The sequence below is a fragment of the Nonomuraea sp. MG754425 genome (assembly GCF_021699195.1).
Lineage (GTDB): Bacteria > Actinomycetota > Actinomycetes > Streptosporangiales > Streptosporangiaceae > Nonomuraea.
The window spans coordinates 15,899-32,785 of record NZ_SSXE01000109.1; the positions used below are offsets into that span (position 1 = coordinate 15,899).

Here is a 16,887-nt window from a genome sequence, read left to right on the forward strand (position 1 = left end):
CCAGGCGAGGGGGGTCAGGGAGTTGCGCCGGGGCGCGGAGCGATGCCCGTGCGCAGCTTCGGGAGGCGCCGGTGGGGCCCCGCGCCGTCCGGAAACCGCCTCGTCCTGCCGTTCCTTCACGCGGTCCACCCCTTGCGCCATGATCGCGAAGCATAGCTACAAACCGGTATCGGGACGATAAGCCCCTTCATCTTGGCTTGTTCGTCCGTTCATCGTCAGCCGGACGATGACTTCGCGGGCACTCCTTCCGCACCCCGGGCGGCTACTCGGTCCAATGCGCCCGAATGCGGGGCGTCAGCACGTACGGTGCCGCCATCATGACGGTCATGCTGTTGACCGAGATGGCGCCGCCCCCGGGCGCCCAGGAGGTGGCCGGGCTGCGGGCCGGGACCAGAGCGGCCCGGCGCGGCGCGCTCGTGGCGTTGTCGGCGTCGATCGCGCTGCTCACCACCGTGCAGTTGCTCGCCGACCGGGCCACGACCAGGGAGCAGACGCTGCCGCTGGCTGTCCTGTCGCTGGCGGTCTTCACCGTGGCCCTGCCCGTGATGGCGATCACGCAGTACGTCTGGGGCGCGCGCTCCCGCCGGGCGCGGCGGCGGGAGCGGGAGTTGTACGCCGTGGCCCGCTCCGGCAGGGCGCGCGCGCTGACCCGGCCGGCGGTGGCCGTCTGCTGGGCGGTGACGCTCCTGCTCGGCTGGACCGTGCCGCGGCTGTTCCGCTCCGCCGCCGCGTACGCCGTCGCCGACGCCCTGCGCCCGCTCGTCGAGGCGCTGGCCGTGCTCAGCCTGGCCGCCGGGGTGCTGTTCCTGCTCTGGTGGGCCCGCGACTCGGTGCTGACGCTGGCGCGCGCCCTGCGCTCGGGCGGATCGCCCGGCGACCCCTGGGACCCGGGCGCCGGCCGCCGGGCGCGGAAGGGCGCGGGGTTCCGGACGAGCAGGGCGCTGTGGACCGGCGCGGCGGTGGCGGTCGTGGCCCTGCTCGCGGCCCGCGCCCATCTGTGGGAGCCGGCCACCGGCGTCGTCTACGGACTGTTCACCGTGGCCCTCGTCTGCACGGTAGTTACTGACGAGTAGCATAGGCACGGAACCCTTTCAGCAACGAGGAGCGAATCCGTGCCTTCCTCTCGTGACGTCGTGTTCGTCGACGGCGTACGCACGCCTTTCGGCAGGTCAGGGCCGAAAGGACAGTACGCGGAGACCCGCGCCGACGACCTGGTCGTCCGCGTCATCCGCGAGCTCATCCGGCGTAACCCCAACCTGCCGCCCGAGCGCGTGGACGAGGTCGCCATCGCCGCGACCACGCAGATCGGCGACCAGGGCCTGACCATCGGACGCTCGGCCGCCGTGCTGGCCGGGCTGCCCAAGACCGTGCCCGGCTACGCCCTCGACCGGATGTGCGCGGGCGCGATGACCGCCGTGACCACGGTCGCGGGCGGCATCGCGTTCGGCGCGTACGACGTCGCCATCGCGGGCGGCGTCGAGCACATGGGCCGGCACCCGATGGGCGAGGGCGTCGATCCGAACCCGCGCTTCCTGTCGGAGAAGCTGGTCGACCCGAGCGCGCTGATCATGGGCATGACGGCGGAGAACCTGCACGACCGCTACCCGTCGATCTCCAAGGAGCGCGCGGACGCGTACGCCGTGCTGTCGCAGGAGAAGGCGGCCAAGGCGTACGCCGACGACAAGATCCAGCCCGACCTGGTGCCGACCGCGGTCCGGACGGCCGAGCGGGGCTGGGGCCTGGCCGTCGAGGACGAGGCCCCCCGCCCCGGCACCACGATGGAGGGGCTGAGCGGGCTCAAGACGCCGTTCCGGCCGCACGGCAACGTCACGGCGGGCAACTCCTCCGGCATCAACGACGGCGCCACCGGCTGCGTCGTGGCCGCCCGTGAGGTCGCCGGGGAACTGGGGCTGACGCCGCGGATGCGCCTGGTGTCGTACGCCTTCGCGGGCGTGGACCCCGAGATCATGGGCGTCGGGCCGATCCCGTCCACCGAGCGGGCGCTGCGCCTGGCCGGGCTCGACATCTCCGACATCGGCCTGTTCGAGATCAACGAGGCGTTCGCGGTGCAGGTGCTGGCCTTCCTGGAGCACTTCGGGATCGCCGACGACGACCCCCGCGTCAACCCCTACGGCGGCGCGATCGCCTACGGGCACCCGCTCGCCTCCTCGGGCGTGCGGCTGATGACGCAGCTCGCACGGCAGTTCGGCGAGCGTCCCGACGTGCGTTACGGCATCACCACGATGTGCGTCGGCATGGGCATGGGCGGCACCGTGATCTGGGAGAACCTGGCATGAGCGACATCGAGACCTGGCGGGCGCTGCTCGGCGAGCGCACCACCGACGAAGTCGTCACCAAGGCGCTGGTGCGCGACGTGCGGCTGCCGTACGGGGCCGGCACCATGGCGCTGATCACGCTGGACAACGGCTTCGACCACACCAAGCCCAACACGTTCGGCCCGCACGGCCTGTTCGCGCTGAACGGGGCATTGTCGGAGATCGCCCAGCGCACCGACCTGGCCGCGGTGGGCGTGACGGGCAAGCCGTTCATCTTCGCCGTCGGGGCCGACCTCAAGGGGGCCGCCTCGGTGGCCTCGCGCGAGGAGGCGCTGGCCATCGGCGCGCTCGGCCACCACGTCTTCCGGCGGCTGGGCGAGCTGGCGATCCCGTCGTTCTCCTTCGTCAACGGCGCGGCCATGGGCGGCGGCCTGGAGATCGCGCTGCACTGCTCCTACCGGACGATCTCGGCGGGCGTGCCGGCCGTCGCGCTGCCGGAGTGCTTCCTCGGCCTGGTGCCGGGCTGGGGCGGCACGCAACTGCTGCCCCGGCTGATCGGCCCGGCCAACGCGGTCAAGCTCATCATCGACAACCCGCTGTCCAACAACCGCATGATCAAGGGGCCGGACGCGTACGAGCTGGGCATCGCCGACGCGATGTTCGAGCCCGCCGACTTCCTGGAGGAGTCGCTGCGCTGGGCCGCCCGCGTGCTCAACGGCGAGGTGAGCGTGCGGCGCGCCGAGCACGACGGCTGGGAGAAGGCGGTGGCCGACGCCCGCTTCCTGGTGGACATGAAGCTGCGCGGCGCCGCGCCCGCGCCGTACCGGGCGCTGGACCTCATCGCGCTGGCCGAGACCGCCACCCGCGACGAGGGCTTCGCCGCCGAGGACGCGGCGCTGGCCGACCTGCTCATGGGCGACGAGTTGCGCGCCGGGCTCTACTCCTTCGACCTGGTGCAGCGCCGCGCCAAGAGGCCGGCGGGCGCGCCGGACCCCGCCTCGGCCCGCAAGGTCGCCAAGGTCGGCGTGGTGGGCGCGGGCCTGATGGCCTCGCAGATGGCGCTGCTGTTCGCGCGCCGCCTGGAGGTGCCCGTCGTGCTCACCGACCTCGACCAGGCCAGGCTGGACAAGGGCGTCGGCTACGTGCACGCCGAGGTGGACAAGCTCCGCGCCAAGGGCCGTCTCTCGCCGGACCAGGCCAACCGCCTCAAGTCGCTGGTGACCGGCTCGCTGACCAAGGACGCCTTCGCCGACGCCGACTTCGTGATCGAGGCCGTGTTCGAGGACATGGCGGTCAAGAAGCAGGTGTTCGCCGAGGTCGAGGCCGTGGTGTCGGAGGAGTGCGTGCTGGCCACGAACACCTCCTCGCTGTCGCTGACCGAGATGGCCTCGGGGCTGGCCCGTCCCGAGCGGCTGGTCGGCTTCCACTTCTTCAACCCGGTCGCGGTCATGCCGCTGCTGGAGATCATCAGGGGCGCCGCCACCGGCGACGCCGCGCTGGCCACGGCGTTCGCGGTGGGCAAGGCGCTGAAGAAGTCGTCGGTGCTGGTCGAGGACGCCCCGGCGTTCGTGGTCAACCGGCTGCTGACCCGGTTCATGGGCGAGGTCGTGGCGGCCGTGGACGAGGGCACGCCGCTGGAGACGGCCGAGCACGCGCTCGACGGGCTCGGGCTGCCGATGACACCGTTCGCGCTGCTGCAACTGGTCGGCCCGGCGGTCGGGCTGCACGTGGCCGAGACCCTGCACGAGGCGTTCCCCGATCGCTTCGGCGTGTCGGAGAACCTGGCCCGGCTCGTCGAGTCCGGCAAACCCGGCCTCTACCGGCCGGACTTCACGCTCGACCCGGAGGCGGTGGCCCTGTTCGCGGGCGGGAGCGCGCCGTCCACGGCCGAGCAGGTGCGCGAGCGCGTGCTGGCGGCGCTGGCCCAGGAGATCCGCATCATGCTCGACGAGGGCGTGGTGGCCGCGGCGCAGGACATCGACCTGTGCATGATCCTCGGCGCCGGGTGGCCGTTCCATCTGGGCGGGATCACGCCGTACCTGGACAGGGCGGGCATCTCCCGGCCCCGGTTCCTGGCTCCCGGCGTGGCCTCGGTTCCGGCTTGACCTGAATTTGGGGAGGCCCGTACGGCGGGTCTCCCCACACCTCTGCCACTCCGTCGTAACCTTGTGCGCTGTCCTACGAACGGAGAGTAACCATGATGAGAGCAGCCGGCGCCCTCGCGCTCTGCGGCGCCCTCCTTGCCGCCGGAGCGGTCCCCGCGCAGGCCGCGCCGAACCCCAAGGCGCAGCTCAAGATCGTCGACGCGGCCAAGGGCGGCGAGACGAAGACGGTCTGGCTCCACTGCAAGCCCACCGGCGGCACCCACCCCAACGCGCGCGCCGCCTGCCGCCTGCTGGAGCAGGTCAAGGGCAAGCCCGCGGAGCTCAACGTGACCCCGAACCCCACCTGCACCCGTGAGGTCGCGCCGCACGCGGTCGTCGTCGTGGGCCGCTGGCACGGCAAGGCCGTGAAGTGGGCCAAGGTGTTCCCCAACGCCTGCCTGATGCGGGCGGCGACCGGCGCGGTGCTCGAACTCTGACGACACCGCGCCCGGTCCGCGGGCTCAGCGGCGGGCCTTCTGCCATGAGAAGGCCTGCCTGCTGTGCCAGTAGCCGTAGCCGAAGTAGACGACCAGCCCGATGATCATCCAGATCACGAACCTCAGCCACGTCTCCACCGGCAGGTTGAGCATCAGGTAGACGCAGGCCAGCACCGCCAGGACGGGCAGCACCGGCACCAGCGGCACCCGGAAGGCCCGCGGCAGGTCGGGCCGCGTCCGCCGCAGGACGATCACGCCGAGCGAGACCACCACGAACGCGAACAGCGTGCCGATGTTGACCAGTTCGGCCAGTTCCGCGAACGACACGAACCCGGCCAGCGCCATCGTGACCAGCCCGATGAGCACCGTCAGCCGGGCCGGGGTGCCGAAATGCGGATCGACCTTCGCCAGCGAGCGCGGCAGCAGCCCGTCGCGGCTCATGGCGAACAGCACCCGGGTCTGGCCCAGCAGCAGCACCAGCACCACGGTGGTCAGGCCGGCGATGGCGCCGACGCTGATGATCGTGGCCAGCCAGGCGTGGCCGACCGAGATGAACGCGTCGGAGAGCGGGGCGGAGGTGCTCAGGTCGCTGTAGCGCTGCATGCCGACGACGACCAGGGAGACGGCGACGTACAGGATCGTGCAGATGATCAGCGAGCCGATGATGCCGCGCGGGACGTCACGCTGCGGGTTGATGGTCTCCTCGGCGGCGGTGGCCACGATGTCGAAGCCGATGAAGGCGAAGAACACGATGGCCGCCGCGGAGAAGATGCCGAGCACGCCGAACGCCACCGGCGTGACGCCGAACAGCACCTGGATGAGCGGCGCCTTGAGCCCCTCCACGCGTTCGGTGGTGACCGCCTCGGGGATGAACGGGCTGTAGTTGGCGGCCTTGACGAAGAACAGGCCCGCCACGATGACCAGCAGCACCACCGCGACCTTGGTGATCACCAGGATCAGGTTGACCCGCGAGGACAGCTTGATGCCCGCCACCAGGACCGCGGTGAGGATCACCACGATGAGCACGGCCGGGACGTTGACCACGGGATTCTCCCCCGCGATCGAGGCCGGCAGTGCCAGGCCGACGGAGGCCAGCAGGGAGGCGAAGTAGCCCGACCAGCCGACCGCCACCACGGCGGCGGCCAGCGCCAGTTCCAGGAACAGGTCCCAGCCGATCACCCAGGCGGGGAACTCGCCCAGCGTGGCGAAGGAGAAGGTGTAGGCCGAGCCGGCGACCGGGATCGTGGAGGCGAACTCGGCGTAGCACAGCGCCGCGAGGCCGCACACGACGGCCGCCACGACGAACGAGAGGGCCACCGCCGGGCCGGCCGTCTCCTTGGCGACCTGGCCGGTGAGCACGAAGATTCCGGTGCCGACGATCACGCCGATGCCGAAGACCGTGAGATCGACGGCGGTCAGGCGTTTGCGGAGCTGGTGCTCGGGCGCTTCGGTGTCGCGGATCGACTGTTCGACGCTCTTCGTGCGAAAGATGTCCACGGCCAGTGATCCTTCCCATGCAATGGGTGATCATGCCGATGTCGCAGGGGGTCCGGGTCGATCCGCCACCACCGGACGACCACCGCCGGACGTGGTCGTCGCGGCGGTGGTCGCGGTGATCGTCGGGTGCCGGGACGGTCAGCGGCGGGCCGGCTCCACGGAGGAGGTGCGCTTGGCGACCGCCTCGGTGATCTGGCGGGCGAGGTCCTGGGCGGTCAGGCCGATCCGGCCGAGGATCGCGGCCCGCTTGGCGTGGTCGAGGAACTGCTGCGGGATGCCGAAGGTGCGTACGGGCACGTCGACGTCAGCGTCGCGCAGCAGCCGCGCCACGGCGTCGCCCACGCCCCCGACGCGGCCGTTGTCCTCGACGACCGCGACCAGCTTGTGCGCGCCGGCGGCCAGCACCAGCGCCTCGTCCAGCGGCTTGACCCAGCGCGGGTCGACGACGGTGGCCGAGATGCCCTGGGCGTCGAGCAGGACCGCGGCGTCGATGCACACCTGGGCCATCGGGCCCACGCCGACGAGCAGCACGTCGGGCTCCTGCGCCGGGGCGCGCAGCAGGTCCATCTCGCCGAGCTTGCCCACCGGCTCGATCGGCTCGGCGACCGGGCCCTTGGGGAAGCGCAGCACGGTGGGGCCGTCGGTGACCTCCACGGCCTCCCCGAGCAGCTCGGTGAGGCGGTCGCCGTCGCGCGGCACCGCGATCCGCAGCCCGGGGACGACCTGGAGGATCGACAGGTCCCACATGCCGTTGTGGCTGGCGCCGTCGTCGCCCGTGACGCCCGCCCGGTCGAGCACCACCGTGACCGGCAGCCGGTGCAGGGCGACGTCCATGAGGAGCTGGTCGAAGGCCCGGTTGAGGAAGGTGGCGTAGACGGCCACGACCGGGTGCAGGCCGCCGAGGGCGAGCCCGGCGGCGCTGGTCAGCGCGTGCTGCTCGGCGATGCCGACGTCGTAGATGCGGTCGGGGTAGGCCTCGGCGAAGGCGTTCAGCCCGGTGGGGTGCAGCATCGCGGCGGTGATGGCGACCAGGTCGTCGCGCTCCTTGCCGAGCCGGACGAGCTCCTCGCTGAAGACGTTGGTCCAGATGCGGGGCTTGGGCTTCTCGGCGCCGGTGGCCCGGTCGAAGGCGCCGGGCGAGTGGAACTGGTCTTCGTCGTGGTTCTCCGCCGGGGTGTAGCCGCGGCCCTTCTGGGTGAGGGCGTGCACGATGACCGGGCCGTGGAAGTCGCGGGCCTGGCGCAGGGCCGCCTCCATGGCCTGCTCGTCGTGGCCGTCGATGGGGCCGACGTACTTCAGGCCGAGGTCCTCGAACATCACCTGCGGTGACAGGACGTCCTTGACGCCCTTCTTGAAGCCGTGCAGGGCGTCGTAGAGGACGGGAACGTTCCCGATCTTGTCCTTCACGAAGTCGAGCATGTCCTCGTAGCGGCGGTTGACCCGCAGCGACGACAGGTGGGAGGCCAGCCCGCCGATGGTCGGCGAGTAGGAGCGGCCGTTGTCGTTGACCACGATCACGACCGGCAGGTCCTTGACGGCGGCGATGTTGTTGAGCGCCTCCCAGGCCATGCCGCCGGTGAGCGCGCCGTCGCCGATGATCGCGACGACCGTGCGGTCGTGCGCGCGGCGCAGCTTGAACGCCTTGGCCAGGCCGTCGGCGTAGGACAGCGCGGTGGAGGCGTGGGAGTTCTCGACGAAGTCGTGCTCGGACTCGGCCTGGCTCGGGTAGCCGGACAGGCCGCCCTCCTGCTTGAGCGCCTCGAAGCCGGCGGCCCTGCCGGTCAGCAGTTTGTGCACGTACGACTGGTGGCCGGTGTCCCAGATGACGGGGTCGTTCGGGGAGTCGAAGACCCGGTGGACGGCGATGGTGAGCTCCACGACGCCGAGGTTGGGGCCGAGGTGACCGCCGAACCTGGCGCACGAGTCGACGAGTACATCACGGATCTCCCCCGCGAGCCGCGGCAACTCCTCGGCAGTGAGCCGTTTGACGTCCTGCGGTCCCTTGATCGAGCCCAGCAACCCGCTCACAGGTCCGACTCCCCTCTGCTCTTTTGCGCCGATCCCCAGAGTCTAGTTCGCGGAGGCCTCACTGACTTCATCGAGTCAAATCCACCCACATATGTCCGATCTTGACCTAGTCTTTCGGTACCTATGAACTCCGTCCCCAAAAGCAGACTTCTGACACTTGTGGCTGCCACGCTGGTGCTCGCCCTGGCATCGGCCGCCCTGGTGCTCGTGCTGACGGACGTGGCCACGACCGCGGCGACCCCCGTCAACGGGGCCCAGCGGATGGCCTCCCCTCCCGCGAAGGTCTCCGAGGCCCAGGCGGGGGCCGGGCTGGTGGCCAAGACGCTGGCGACCGCGAACCCCCTGTACAAGACCGGCCGGCTCACCGACGTGAACTGCTCGCCCGGCTCCCTGCCGGCCGGCAGCATGGTGGCCTACCGGCGCTTCCTCACCCGCGTGACCGCGTGCCTGAACAAGGCGTGGGCGGCGCAGTTCCGCAAGGCCGGCATGCCCTTCAGCAAGCCGCGGCTGCGCATCATCACCAGGAAGGTCAGGACACCCTGCGGCACCTGGAACACCGGCGCGGACGGCGTCTACTGCTCCACCGACCGCACCATGTACCTGATGATCAGCAAGGAGCAGCTCCGCAACCCCTTCCCGCTGGGCATCACCCGGCTGATCGCCCACGAGTACGGCCACCACGTCCAGCAGGTCTCCGGCATCTGGAGCTACTACTGGACGGCGCGCATGACCGCGGGCAAGGCCAAGCGGCTGCAGTTGTCGCGCAGTTCGGAGTTGCAGGCCGAGTGCCTGTCCTCGGTCTTCATGAGCACGATGAAGGACTCCCCGCTGGTCACCGCGGCCGACTGGACGTACACGGTGAACTGGTTCAAGAAGAACGGCGCCAAGGGCTGGCCGCAGAACGACCACGGCAAGGGTCCGACGCAGGCGGCGTGGATGACCCGCGGCTTCAACCGCGGCACTCCGGGCTCGTGCAACACCTGGGCGACGCATCCACGAAATGTCACCTGACGCCTCTTTAATCCGGCTTTACCTGGAACTCCCTCTTTAATAGGGTGCCTTCCCATGCGTATTCCTCGGTTAGCGCTCCTGGCGGGCGCTCTGGCAGGCGTGCTGTTCGCCGGCACGGCCCATGCGGCCACCACCTCCGCGGCCCCCTCGTACAAGCCGGTCCTGGCGAAGAACCCGCTGTACAAGACGGGCAAGCTGGGCGTCACGGAATGCGAGGAGCCCGAGGTCCGGAACGGCACCGTCGAGGAGGCGGAGCAGTACTTCCAGGCCGTGATGGACTGCCTGTCCAAGGCGTGGTCCCCCGTGGTCAAGAAGGCCGGCTACCGCTTCAGCGCGCCGAAGCTCACCGTGATCACCAAGGTGGGCACGAAGATCCCGTCGTGCGGGCGCTTCCCGGATGGCGCGCAGGCGGTCTACTGCCCGACGACCAGGTCGATCTCCTTCCTGCTGAGCGCGGACGTCGTCGAGGAGCCGACGGACCTGCTGCTCATGCAGGGGCTCGCCCATGAGTACGGACACCACGTCCAGCAGCTCACCGGCATCATCAAGGCCACCGACGTGATCATGCTCAAGGACACGGAGTCGCGCGCCTACGAGGCCCTGCGCCGCTCCGAACTGCAGGCCCAGTGCCTGAGCGCGGCGTTCGTCGGCCGGGTGTGGGACTCGCTGCGCCGCCCCGACACCGACTGGAGCATCCTGCTCAAGGGCCACCACAACATGGTCGCCGCCCTCGGCGCGCGCAGCGGGTCGGAGGAGACCCACGGCAGCCACCCCAGCAACCGGTACTGGCTGGAGCGCGGGTTCAAGGCCCAGTCGGCGAGCGCCTGCAACACCTTCGCCGCCCCCAAGAACCGGGTCCACTAGGGCAAACCACTCAATAGCCTCTAAGATCCGCGATCGTGCGCATTCCTCTCACGGCGCTTGCCGGGTGCATGGTCGCGGGGCTTCTCGTTCCGGCACCGGCCGCCGCGGCGGGACGGGTCGGGCAGGCCGGGCTCATGAGCGTCATGGGCGGCGAGGTGGTGCCGCAGGAGTGCGCGATCCCCGCGATCCGCGTCGGGAGCGTCGCCTCGCTGCGGGCCTTCCACCGGGCGATGGCCGGCTGCGCCGACCGCTTCTGGGCCGGCCGGTTCGCCGGCGCCGGGCTGGCCTACAGCCCGCCCGAGGTGACGATCACCACCGGGACCGGCTCGGTCTGCGGGGCGATCACCAGCAGCGGCGCGCAGTACTGCCCCGACCAGCGGACGATCGCCATCCGGATCATGAAGAACGACCTGCGCGACCCGTTCAGGATGAACATCGCGCACTCCGTGGCCCACGAGTGGGGGCACCACGTGCAGCAGCTCATCGGCGTGCTGAACGCGCAGGCCGCCCTGTACGGCCCGGCCTCGGCCGCGGCGCGCAGACTGCTGAGCCACCGGCTGGAGATGCAGGCCGAGTGCTTCGCCGGGGTCTTCTACAGCGCCACCCTGAAGTCGATCAGGCCGGGCATCTCGTGGAAGGACTGGATCTCGGCCGTGCGGATGGCCGACGAGAGCGACGTCCACGGCAAGCCACGCAACCTGGCGCACTGGCAGGACCGGGGCTTTCACGGCGGGGCGACGGGCTTCTGCGACACCTGGACGGCGAGCCGGAGCAAGGTCGCCTGACCGGCCTCCCGTCAGGCGTTGGCGCGGGCGAGGACTTCGAGCGGGTCGGCCAGGACCTGGGCGAAGGCCAGCTCGGCGGCCCCCACCAGGGTGGCGGCGTCCCCGAGGGCCGAGGTGCGCAGCCGGACCCGCTCCCGCTGCGGCGCCATGGCGTGCAGGGCGACCTGCGAACGGACCTGCGCCGCCGAACCCAGGTAGACCTCCCGCAACATCCCCCCGAAGATCACCATCTCCGGGTTGAAGATGTTGACCAGGTTCGCCACGCCGAGCCCGAGCCAGTCGCCCACCCGGCTGAGCGCCTGCTGGGCCACGATGTCGCCCCGGTCGGCCGCGTCCACCACCGAGCGCACCGCGTCGCGGCCCTGCTGACCCGCCGAGAGACGGCCCGCCGACTCCAGCAGGGCGCGCTCGCCCACCTCCGCCTCCAGGCAGCCGTGCGAACCGCAGCCGCAGGCGCGCCCGCCCGGATTGACCACCATGTGGCCGACCTCGCCGCCGTAGCCGTCGTGACCGCCGAGCAGGTGCCCGGCCGCGATGATGCCGCCGCCGATGCCGACGTCCCCGTGCAGGTAGATGAGGTCGCGTACGGCGACGCCGACGCCCCGGCTGTGCTCGGCGAGCGCGGCCAGGTTGGCGTCGTTGCCCACGCTGACCGGCAGCCCCAGGCCGAGCCGGCGGGCCAGTTCCTCGCCGAAGGGCACCTCCTCGGCCTTCAGGTTGGGCCCGAACCGCACGACCCCGTCGTCCTTGCGCACGCCGCCGGACACGGCCGCCGCCGCCCCGACGCAGACCGTGTCGGCCCTGGTCTTGCGCCGCATCTGCCGGGCGAACCCGGCCAGCACCCCGGTCAGCTCGTCGAGCTCGAACCGGTCGCGGTCGCGGACGGTCTCGCGGCGGTCGAGGATCAGCCCGCCGAGCCCGACGCGGGCCACCGCGAGCCGGTCGGGGCCCACGTCGAAGGCGAAGACGTAGACCCGCGCCGACTCGGGGCGCACCACGAGCGAGGGCCGGCCCGCGCGGCCGGTCTCGCGCGGCAGTTCCTCGCGTACGAGCCCGGCGGCGGTGAGGTCGGACGTCAGCGCCATGATCGTGCTGCGGTTGAGCCCCATCCTCGAGGTCAGCTCGGCACGCGAGATCGGCCCGCCCAGGTGGACATGGCGAAGCAGCGCGCCGAGGTTGTGGCGCCTGATGTCCTCCTGGGAGGGGCCGGCACGCATGGTCGTCTGGGGTTCCTTCAGGGGCTGCGGGTCGCTGATCACCTTAGACCAGCGGCAGCCGCCCGCTTGCGCGCCAGGGCGTCGACGCCCGCGGCGAGCAGCAGGACGGACCCTGTGACCAGGTACTTCACGCTCGCACCGTAGCCCATCAGGCCCATGCCGTTCTCGATGACGGCCACCACGGCGCCGCCGAGCACGGCGTCGAGCACCCTGCCCTTGCCGCCGAACAGGCTGGTGCCGCCGATGACGGCCGCGCCGACCGCGTACAGCAGGACCGAGCTGCCGCCGGTGTTCGGATCGACGGAGCTGGCCCGCGAGGCGGCCACGATCCCGCCGACGGCGGCCATCGCGGAGCAGATCACGAACGCGCTGATCTTGATCCGGTCCACCGGGATGCCCGCCCGCCTGGCCGCCTCGGTGTTGCCGCCGACCGCGTACAGGTGACGTCCGAACGCGGTGCGGCGCAGCACCAGCGTCCAGACGACCAGCAGCACCAGGATGACCGGCACCACGATCGGCACACCGGTGAGCGAGACCAGCGCGGGGTTGCGGCTGCGCTCCAGGTTGAGCGCGGCGACCGCGAGCCCGGCGAACAGCGCCAGCATGCCGACGCGGAAGGCGATCAGCGAGAGCGGGTCGGCGACCAGGCCGCGCCTGGTGCGGCTCCTGGCCCGCCGGAGCTGCAGGGCCGCGAAGACGGCCACGCAGAGCAGGTAGAGCCCCCAGCCGAGCCACGGCGGCAGGTTCCTGTTGGCGATGGCGACGACGACGCTGTCGCGGATGGAGATGTTCGTGCCCTCGTTCACCAGCACCAGCACCAGGCCCTGGAAGGCGAGGAAGGCCGCCAGCGTGACCACGAACGACGGGATGCCGACCTTGGCGACCAGCGTGCCCAGCACCGTGCCGATGATCACGCCGGTGAGGATGGCGGCGGCCATGCACACGTACCACGGCAGGCCCGCGGCGCTCAGCGTGACGGCGAGGACGGCCGCGCAGACGCCGCTGGCGAAACCGGCCGACAGGTCGATCTCGCCGAGCAGCAGCACGAACACCAGGCCCATGGCGATGAGCGTGATGGCGGCGCCCTGGGTGAACAGGTTCGCGAAGTTGATGGCGGTGAGGAAGGACGGCCGGGCCGCCGCGAAGACCGCGCACAGCACGACCAGGCCGAGCACGGCCGGCAGCGCGCCCATGTCGCCGCCGCGCACCCGCTGGACGTAGGCGAGGAAGCTGTTCTTGATCGACGGGGCCTGCGTCGCGACGACGATGGCCTCGCCGGGCAGTTCCTTGACCTTGTTCATGGGGTGACCCCGTTCTTGAGGCCCAGGTCGCCGCTGCGGCCGGAGGTGATGAGTTCGACCACCTGCGCGTGCGTCACGTCGGCGGTCTTGACCTGGGCGGCCATCCTGCCGAGGTAGAGCGCGGCGATCCGGTCGGAGACGGCGAACACGTCGTTCATGTTGTGCGAGATGAGCACCACGGCCAGGCCGGTGTCGGCGAGGCGGCGCACCAGTTCCAGCACCTGCGCGGTCTGGGCCACGCCCAGCGCCGCGGTGGGCTCGTCGAGGATGACGACCTTGCTGTTCCACAGCACGGCCTTGGCGATGGCCACGGTCTGCCGCTGCCCGCCGGACAGGCTGGAGACCTGCTGCCTGATGGACTTCACCGTGCGGACGGACAGGCCGCTGAGCGTCTTCTCCGCCAGTTCCTCCATGCTGTCCTCGTCGAGCAGGATGCCGTTCTTGCGCTCCCTGCCGAGGAACATGTTCTGGACGATGTCGAGGTTGTCGCACAGGGCGAGGTCCTGGTAGACGATCTCGATGCCCAGTTCCCCCGCGTCGCGGGGGCTGTGCACGGTGACCTCGCGGCCGTCGAAGAGCACCTGCCCCGCGTCGATCGGGTAGATGCCGCCGATGCACTTGACCAGGGTGGACTTTCCGGCGCCGTTGTCGCCGACGAGCGCCGTGACCTCGCCGGGGTAGGCGGACAGCTCGACGTCGTGCAGCACCTTCACCGGACCGAAGCTCTTGTCGATCCCGCGGACTTCGAGGAGGGGGGTCATGAGGCTCCCTTAACGGGGGCACGGCCCCCGCTCGTGGCGTGGGCCGCACCCCTTGCGTGTTATTGAATTCCTGCCTCGGTGCACTTCGCGGCGAAGTCACCCGTGCACAGTTCCTCCTTGGTGACGTAACCGTCGGCCACCACGTCCTTGACGTTGTCGAAGTAGATGCCCTGCGGTTCCATCAGCTCGGCGGGCACGTCCTGACCCGTCTCGGGGTCCTTGACGCTGCTGCTCGCCGTGGGCTTCTCCCCCTTGGCCAGCGCGACCGCCAGCTTGGCGCCCGCGTCGGCCTCCTTCTTGACGGCCTTGTAGACGGTCATGCACTGGTCGCCGGCCAGGATGTTCTGCAGGCCCTGGACGGTGGCGTCCTGGCCGGTGACCGGGACCTTGCCGTTGAGGTTGTTCTTCTTCAGCACGGTGATGGCGGCGTTGCCGAGGCCGTCGTTGGCGGACAGCACGCCCGCGATCTTCGGCTGCTCGGTCAGCATCTGCTCGAAGATCGTGCCGGCCTGGGTGTTGTCCCAGTCGGGCACGGCCTGGTCGGGGCCCTTGACGTACTCGCCCGAGTCGAACTTGGGCTTGAGCACGCCGTCGTACCCCTCCTTGAACAGGGTGGCGTTGTTGTCGGTCGGCGAGCCGTTCAGGTAGGCCACGATGGGCTTGTCGGCCTTCTTGTCGGCCAGGCACTTGCTCAGGCCCTCGCCCTGCAGCGCGCCGACCTTGTTGTTGTCGAAGCTGACGTAGTACGCGGCGCCGCCGCCGAGCGTCAGCCGGTCGTAGTCGATCGTGGCCACGCCCTGCGACTTGGCCTTGTCGATGACCGTCTTGCCGGTGCCGCTGTCCAGGTTCACGATCATCAGGACGGTCGCGCCGTTGGTGATCATCTGGTCGGCGATGGTCTGGAACGCGGTCTTGTCGTTCTGGGCGTTCTGGATGTCGTACTCGACGCCCGCGGCCTTGAACGCCTCTTCCAGGTACTTGCGGTCCGCCGTCTCCCACCGGGCGGAGGACTTGCTGTCCGGGAGGATGACACCGATCTTGCCGGCCTTGGCGGCCGGAGCCGAACCGGACGCCGCCGGCGTCGTGGTCTGACCGCTGTCGCCCCCGCAGGCGGTGAGACCGAGGGCGAGTGCGGCTGCCGCGGCGGTCAGGCTGAGGATCCCCTTGCGCATGGTGCAGGGTCCTTTCTTCCGGAGGGGCCCGGATGAATGTTGTTTGCGGCAACGTATTCCGGGACGGAGCGCTTTGGAAGGGGGTGGAGGGCGGCATTTTGTTGTTTCCGGTAACAATCCAGAAACGTCATCTCAATCTTTCGGCCAGAGAGCGGCCAGGGCGGGTGGCCACGGGCCGGGCCAGGATGAGTAAGGTCGAACGACATGGAGAGAGTCGCACGCTACGGAAAGTTCGTCGCCCACGACAGACGGGGCCACGAGCTGGCCGAGCTCCTGCTGAGCGCCGCGGGCACGTTGGAGAGCGCACCCGGATGTGAGCTTTACCTGGTCAACCGGCAGGCCGATGCGCCCGACACCGTCTGGGTGACCGAGCTCTGGCGCAGCAAGGCCGACCTCGACGCCGTGCTGAAGCAGGTGGCGGGCAGCCCCGAGGTCGCCGCCGCGCTGCGACTCGTCCACTCGGCCGAGACGATCGAACTCGATCTGCTGGGCGGTGCGGGCCTGGCCCCGCGGGCGACGCCATGACGGCCGGCGGCGGGCACGTTCCCCTTCAGGGCCAGAGCCGGCTGACCACGTTCTGCGCGATGAGGCCCACGGCCGACAGCGCCGCCACGGCCAGCACCGCCCTGCGCACCTTGCCTCCGTCGAGGTAGCGCCGCAGCGGCCCGGACACCAGGAAGCCGAGCACCATGGGCACGATGAGCACGCCGCCGGTGAGCAGCGCCTGTGCGGGCAGTTCGCCCACCAGTTGGAGGATGACCAGCGACTGCGCCGCGCTCAGGAAGAAGAACATCGCGAGGGTGGCCCTGATCTGCGGCCCCTTGGCGTTCTGGTAGACGAGCGCGATGGGCGGACCGCCGATGCCGGTGGCCGTGCCGGTGATGCCCGAGACGAACCCGGCCGAGGTGACCGTGTACCCGTTGCGCGGCACGCTCAGCGCCCTGGCGGTCAGCGCCACCGCGATGAGCACCATGACGGCGACGAAGATGCCACGCGCGTAGACGGACACGTGGACGATGATGAGCGCGCCGATGGCACTGCCGGGCAACCTGCCGAGCAGCGCGAACCCGAGCCCCGACCAGTCCACCCGCCGCCACTCGACGGCCAGCGTGAACAGCGGCAAGGTCAGGTTGACCACCTGGATGGCGCCCGGCATGAGGTCGGGGGCCAGCATGGTGAGCACGGGCGCCGCCACCAGCCCGAGCCCGAACCCCACCCCGCCCTGGACGATGGCGCCCACGAAAACCGCAAAACTACCAACAATCAGCACCAATGCCGCATTTGTCATGCGGATGAGTCAACCATCGTTGCTCTCCGTCTCCTCAAGCACCACAGAAGTGACCCGGACACCTTCCCCCGGCCCGCGCGCCCCTAAGCTCTGCACCGTGCGATCA

At 70.6% G+C, this 16,887-nt stretch carries 15 protein-coding genes; 8 read left to right on the forward strand and 7 right to left on the reverse strand.

Annotated features, from left to right (window positions below; all coding sequences use genetic code 11):
- Positions 1 to 326: 326 nt before the first annotated feature.
- The 4 genes from FAF44_RS32330 (at position 327) to FAF44_RS32345 (ending at position 4,857) form a co-directional block, all read left to right on the forward strand.
- Complete coding sequence (locus tag FAF44_RS32330) at positions 327 to 1,073, forward strand: hypothetical protein (RefSeq protein ID WP_237107109.1); 747 nt, start codon at positions 327 to 329, stop codon at positions 1,071 to 1,073.
- A gap of 39 nt (positions 1,074 to 1,112) precedes the next feature.
- Positions 1,113 to 2,297, forward strand: coding sequence for a thiolase family protein (locus FAF44_RS32335; protein ID WP_237107110.1), 1,185 nt, complete (start codon positions 1,113 to 1,115; stop codon positions 2,295 to 2,297).
- On the forward strand, positions 2,294 to 4,381 hold the full coding sequence (locus FAF44_RS32340; RefSeq protein WP_237107111.1) for a 3-hydroxyacyl-CoA dehydrogenase NAD-binding domain-containing protein: 2,088 nt from the start codon (positions 2,294 to 2,296) through the stop codon (positions 4,379 to 4,381). The genes FAF44_RS32335 and FAF44_RS32340 overlap by 4 nt, the downstream gene beginning before the upstream one ends.
- Positions 4,382 to 4,473: 92 nt before the next feature.
- The gene (locus FAF44_RS32345) at positions 4,474 to 4,857 is read left to right on the forward strand and encodes an SSI family serine proteinase inhibitor (RefSeq protein ID WP_237107112.1); all 384 of its coding nucleotides are present in this window, start codon (positions 4,474 to 4,476) and stop codon (positions 4,855 to 4,857) included.
- 24 nt (positions 4,858 to 4,881) lie between these two features.
- Here the strand turns inward: FAF44_RS32345 and FAF44_RS32350 are convergent, their stop codons facing one another.
- Both FAF44_RS32350 and dxs read right to left on the reverse strand, forming a co-directional pair.
- Complete coding sequence (locus tag FAF44_RS32350) at positions 4,882 to 6,354, reverse strand: amino acid permease (protein ID WP_308193419.1); 1,473 nt, start codon at positions 6,352 to 6,354, stop codon at positions 4,882 to 4,884.
- 138 nt (positions 6,355 to 6,492) lie between these two features.
- Entirely contained in the window at positions 6,493 to 8,373 is a 1,881-nt protein-coding gene (dxs, locus tag FAF44_RS32355; RefSeq protein ID WP_237107124.1) for a 1-deoxy-D-xylulose-5-phosphate synthase, read from the reverse strand.
- A 168-nt stretch (positions 8,374 to 8,541) separates the two neighbouring features.
- On the opposite strand from dxs, the gene FAF44_RS32360 reads away from it, so the two are divergent.
- Genes FAF44_RS32360 through FAF44_RS32370 form a run of 3 tightly spaced genes read left to right on the forward strand, consistent with a single transcriptional unit; the run spans position 8,542 to position 11,042 of the window.
- Positions 8,542 to 9,393, forward strand: a complete 852-nt coding sequence (locus FAF44_RS32360; RefSeq protein ID WP_237107113.1) for a neutral zinc metallopeptidase — start codon at positions 8,542 to 8,544, stop codon at positions 9,391 to 9,393.
- A gap of 54 nt (positions 9,394 to 9,447) precedes the next feature.
- A complete protein-coding gene (locus FAF44_RS32365) occupies positions 9,448 to 10,257 on the forward strand; it encodes a neutral zinc metallopeptidase (protein WP_237107114.1) in 810 nt (269 codons plus the stop codon).
- A gap of 35 nt (positions 10,258 to 10,292) precedes the next feature.
- A complete protein-coding gene (locus tag FAF44_RS32370; protein WP_237107115.1) occupies positions 10,293 to 11,042 on the forward strand; it encodes a neutral zinc metallopeptidase in 750 nt (249 codons plus the stop codon).
- An 11-nt stretch (positions 11,043 to 11,053) separates the two neighbouring features.
- On the opposite strand, the gene FAF44_RS32375 is transcribed toward FAF44_RS32370, so the two are convergent.
- Genes FAF44_RS32375 through FAF44_RS32390 form a run of 4 tightly spaced genes read right to left on the reverse strand, consistent with a single transcriptional unit; the run spans position 11,054 to position 15,493 of the window.
- A complete protein-coding gene (locus FAF44_RS32375; RefSeq protein ID WP_237107116.1) occupies positions 11,054 to 12,259 on the reverse strand; it encodes an ROK family transcriptional regulator in 1,206 nt (401 codons plus the stop codon).
- Positions 12,260 to 12,297: 38 nt separating this feature from the next.
- A complete protein-coding gene (locus FAF44_RS32380) occupies positions 12,298 to 13,560 on the reverse strand; it encodes a sugar ABC transporter permease (protein ID WP_237107117.1) in 1,263 nt (420 codons plus the stop codon).
- Positions 13,557 to 14,321, reverse strand: coding sequence for an ATP-binding cassette domain-containing protein (locus FAF44_RS32385; RefSeq protein ID WP_237107118.1), 765 nt, complete (start codon positions 14,319 to 14,321; stop codon positions 13,557 to 13,559). Before FAF44_RS32385 ends, FAF44_RS32380 begins: the two co-directional genes overlap by 4 nt.
- A 59-nt stretch (positions 14,322 to 14,380) precedes the next feature.
- The gene (locus tag FAF44_RS32390; RefSeq protein ID WP_237107119.1) at positions 14,381 to 15,493 is read right to left on the reverse strand and encodes a sugar ABC transporter substrate-binding protein; all 1,113 of its coding nucleotides are present in this window, start codon (positions 15,491 to 15,493) and stop codon (positions 14,381 to 14,383) included.
- Positions 15,494 to 15,697: 204 nt separating this feature from the next.
- Between FAF44_RS32390 and FAF44_RS32395 the strand changes: the two genes are divergently transcribed.
- On the forward strand, positions 15,698 to 16,018 hold the full coding sequence (locus tag FAF44_RS32395) for a putative quinol monooxygenase (protein ID WP_237107120.1): 321 nt from the start codon (positions 15,698 to 15,700) through the stop codon (positions 16,016 to 16,018).
- Positions 16,019 to 16,043: 25 nt separating this feature from the next.
- Here FAF44_RS32395 and FAF44_RS32400 read toward each other — a convergent pair whose 3' ends face one another.
- On the reverse strand, positions 16,044 to 16,733 hold the full coding sequence (locus tag FAF44_RS32400) for a sulfite exporter TauE/SafE family protein (RefSeq protein ID WP_237107121.1): 690 nt from the start codon (positions 16,731 to 16,733) through the stop codon (positions 16,044 to 16,046).
- Between the last annotated feature and the right edge of the window lie 154 nt (positions 16,734 to 16,887).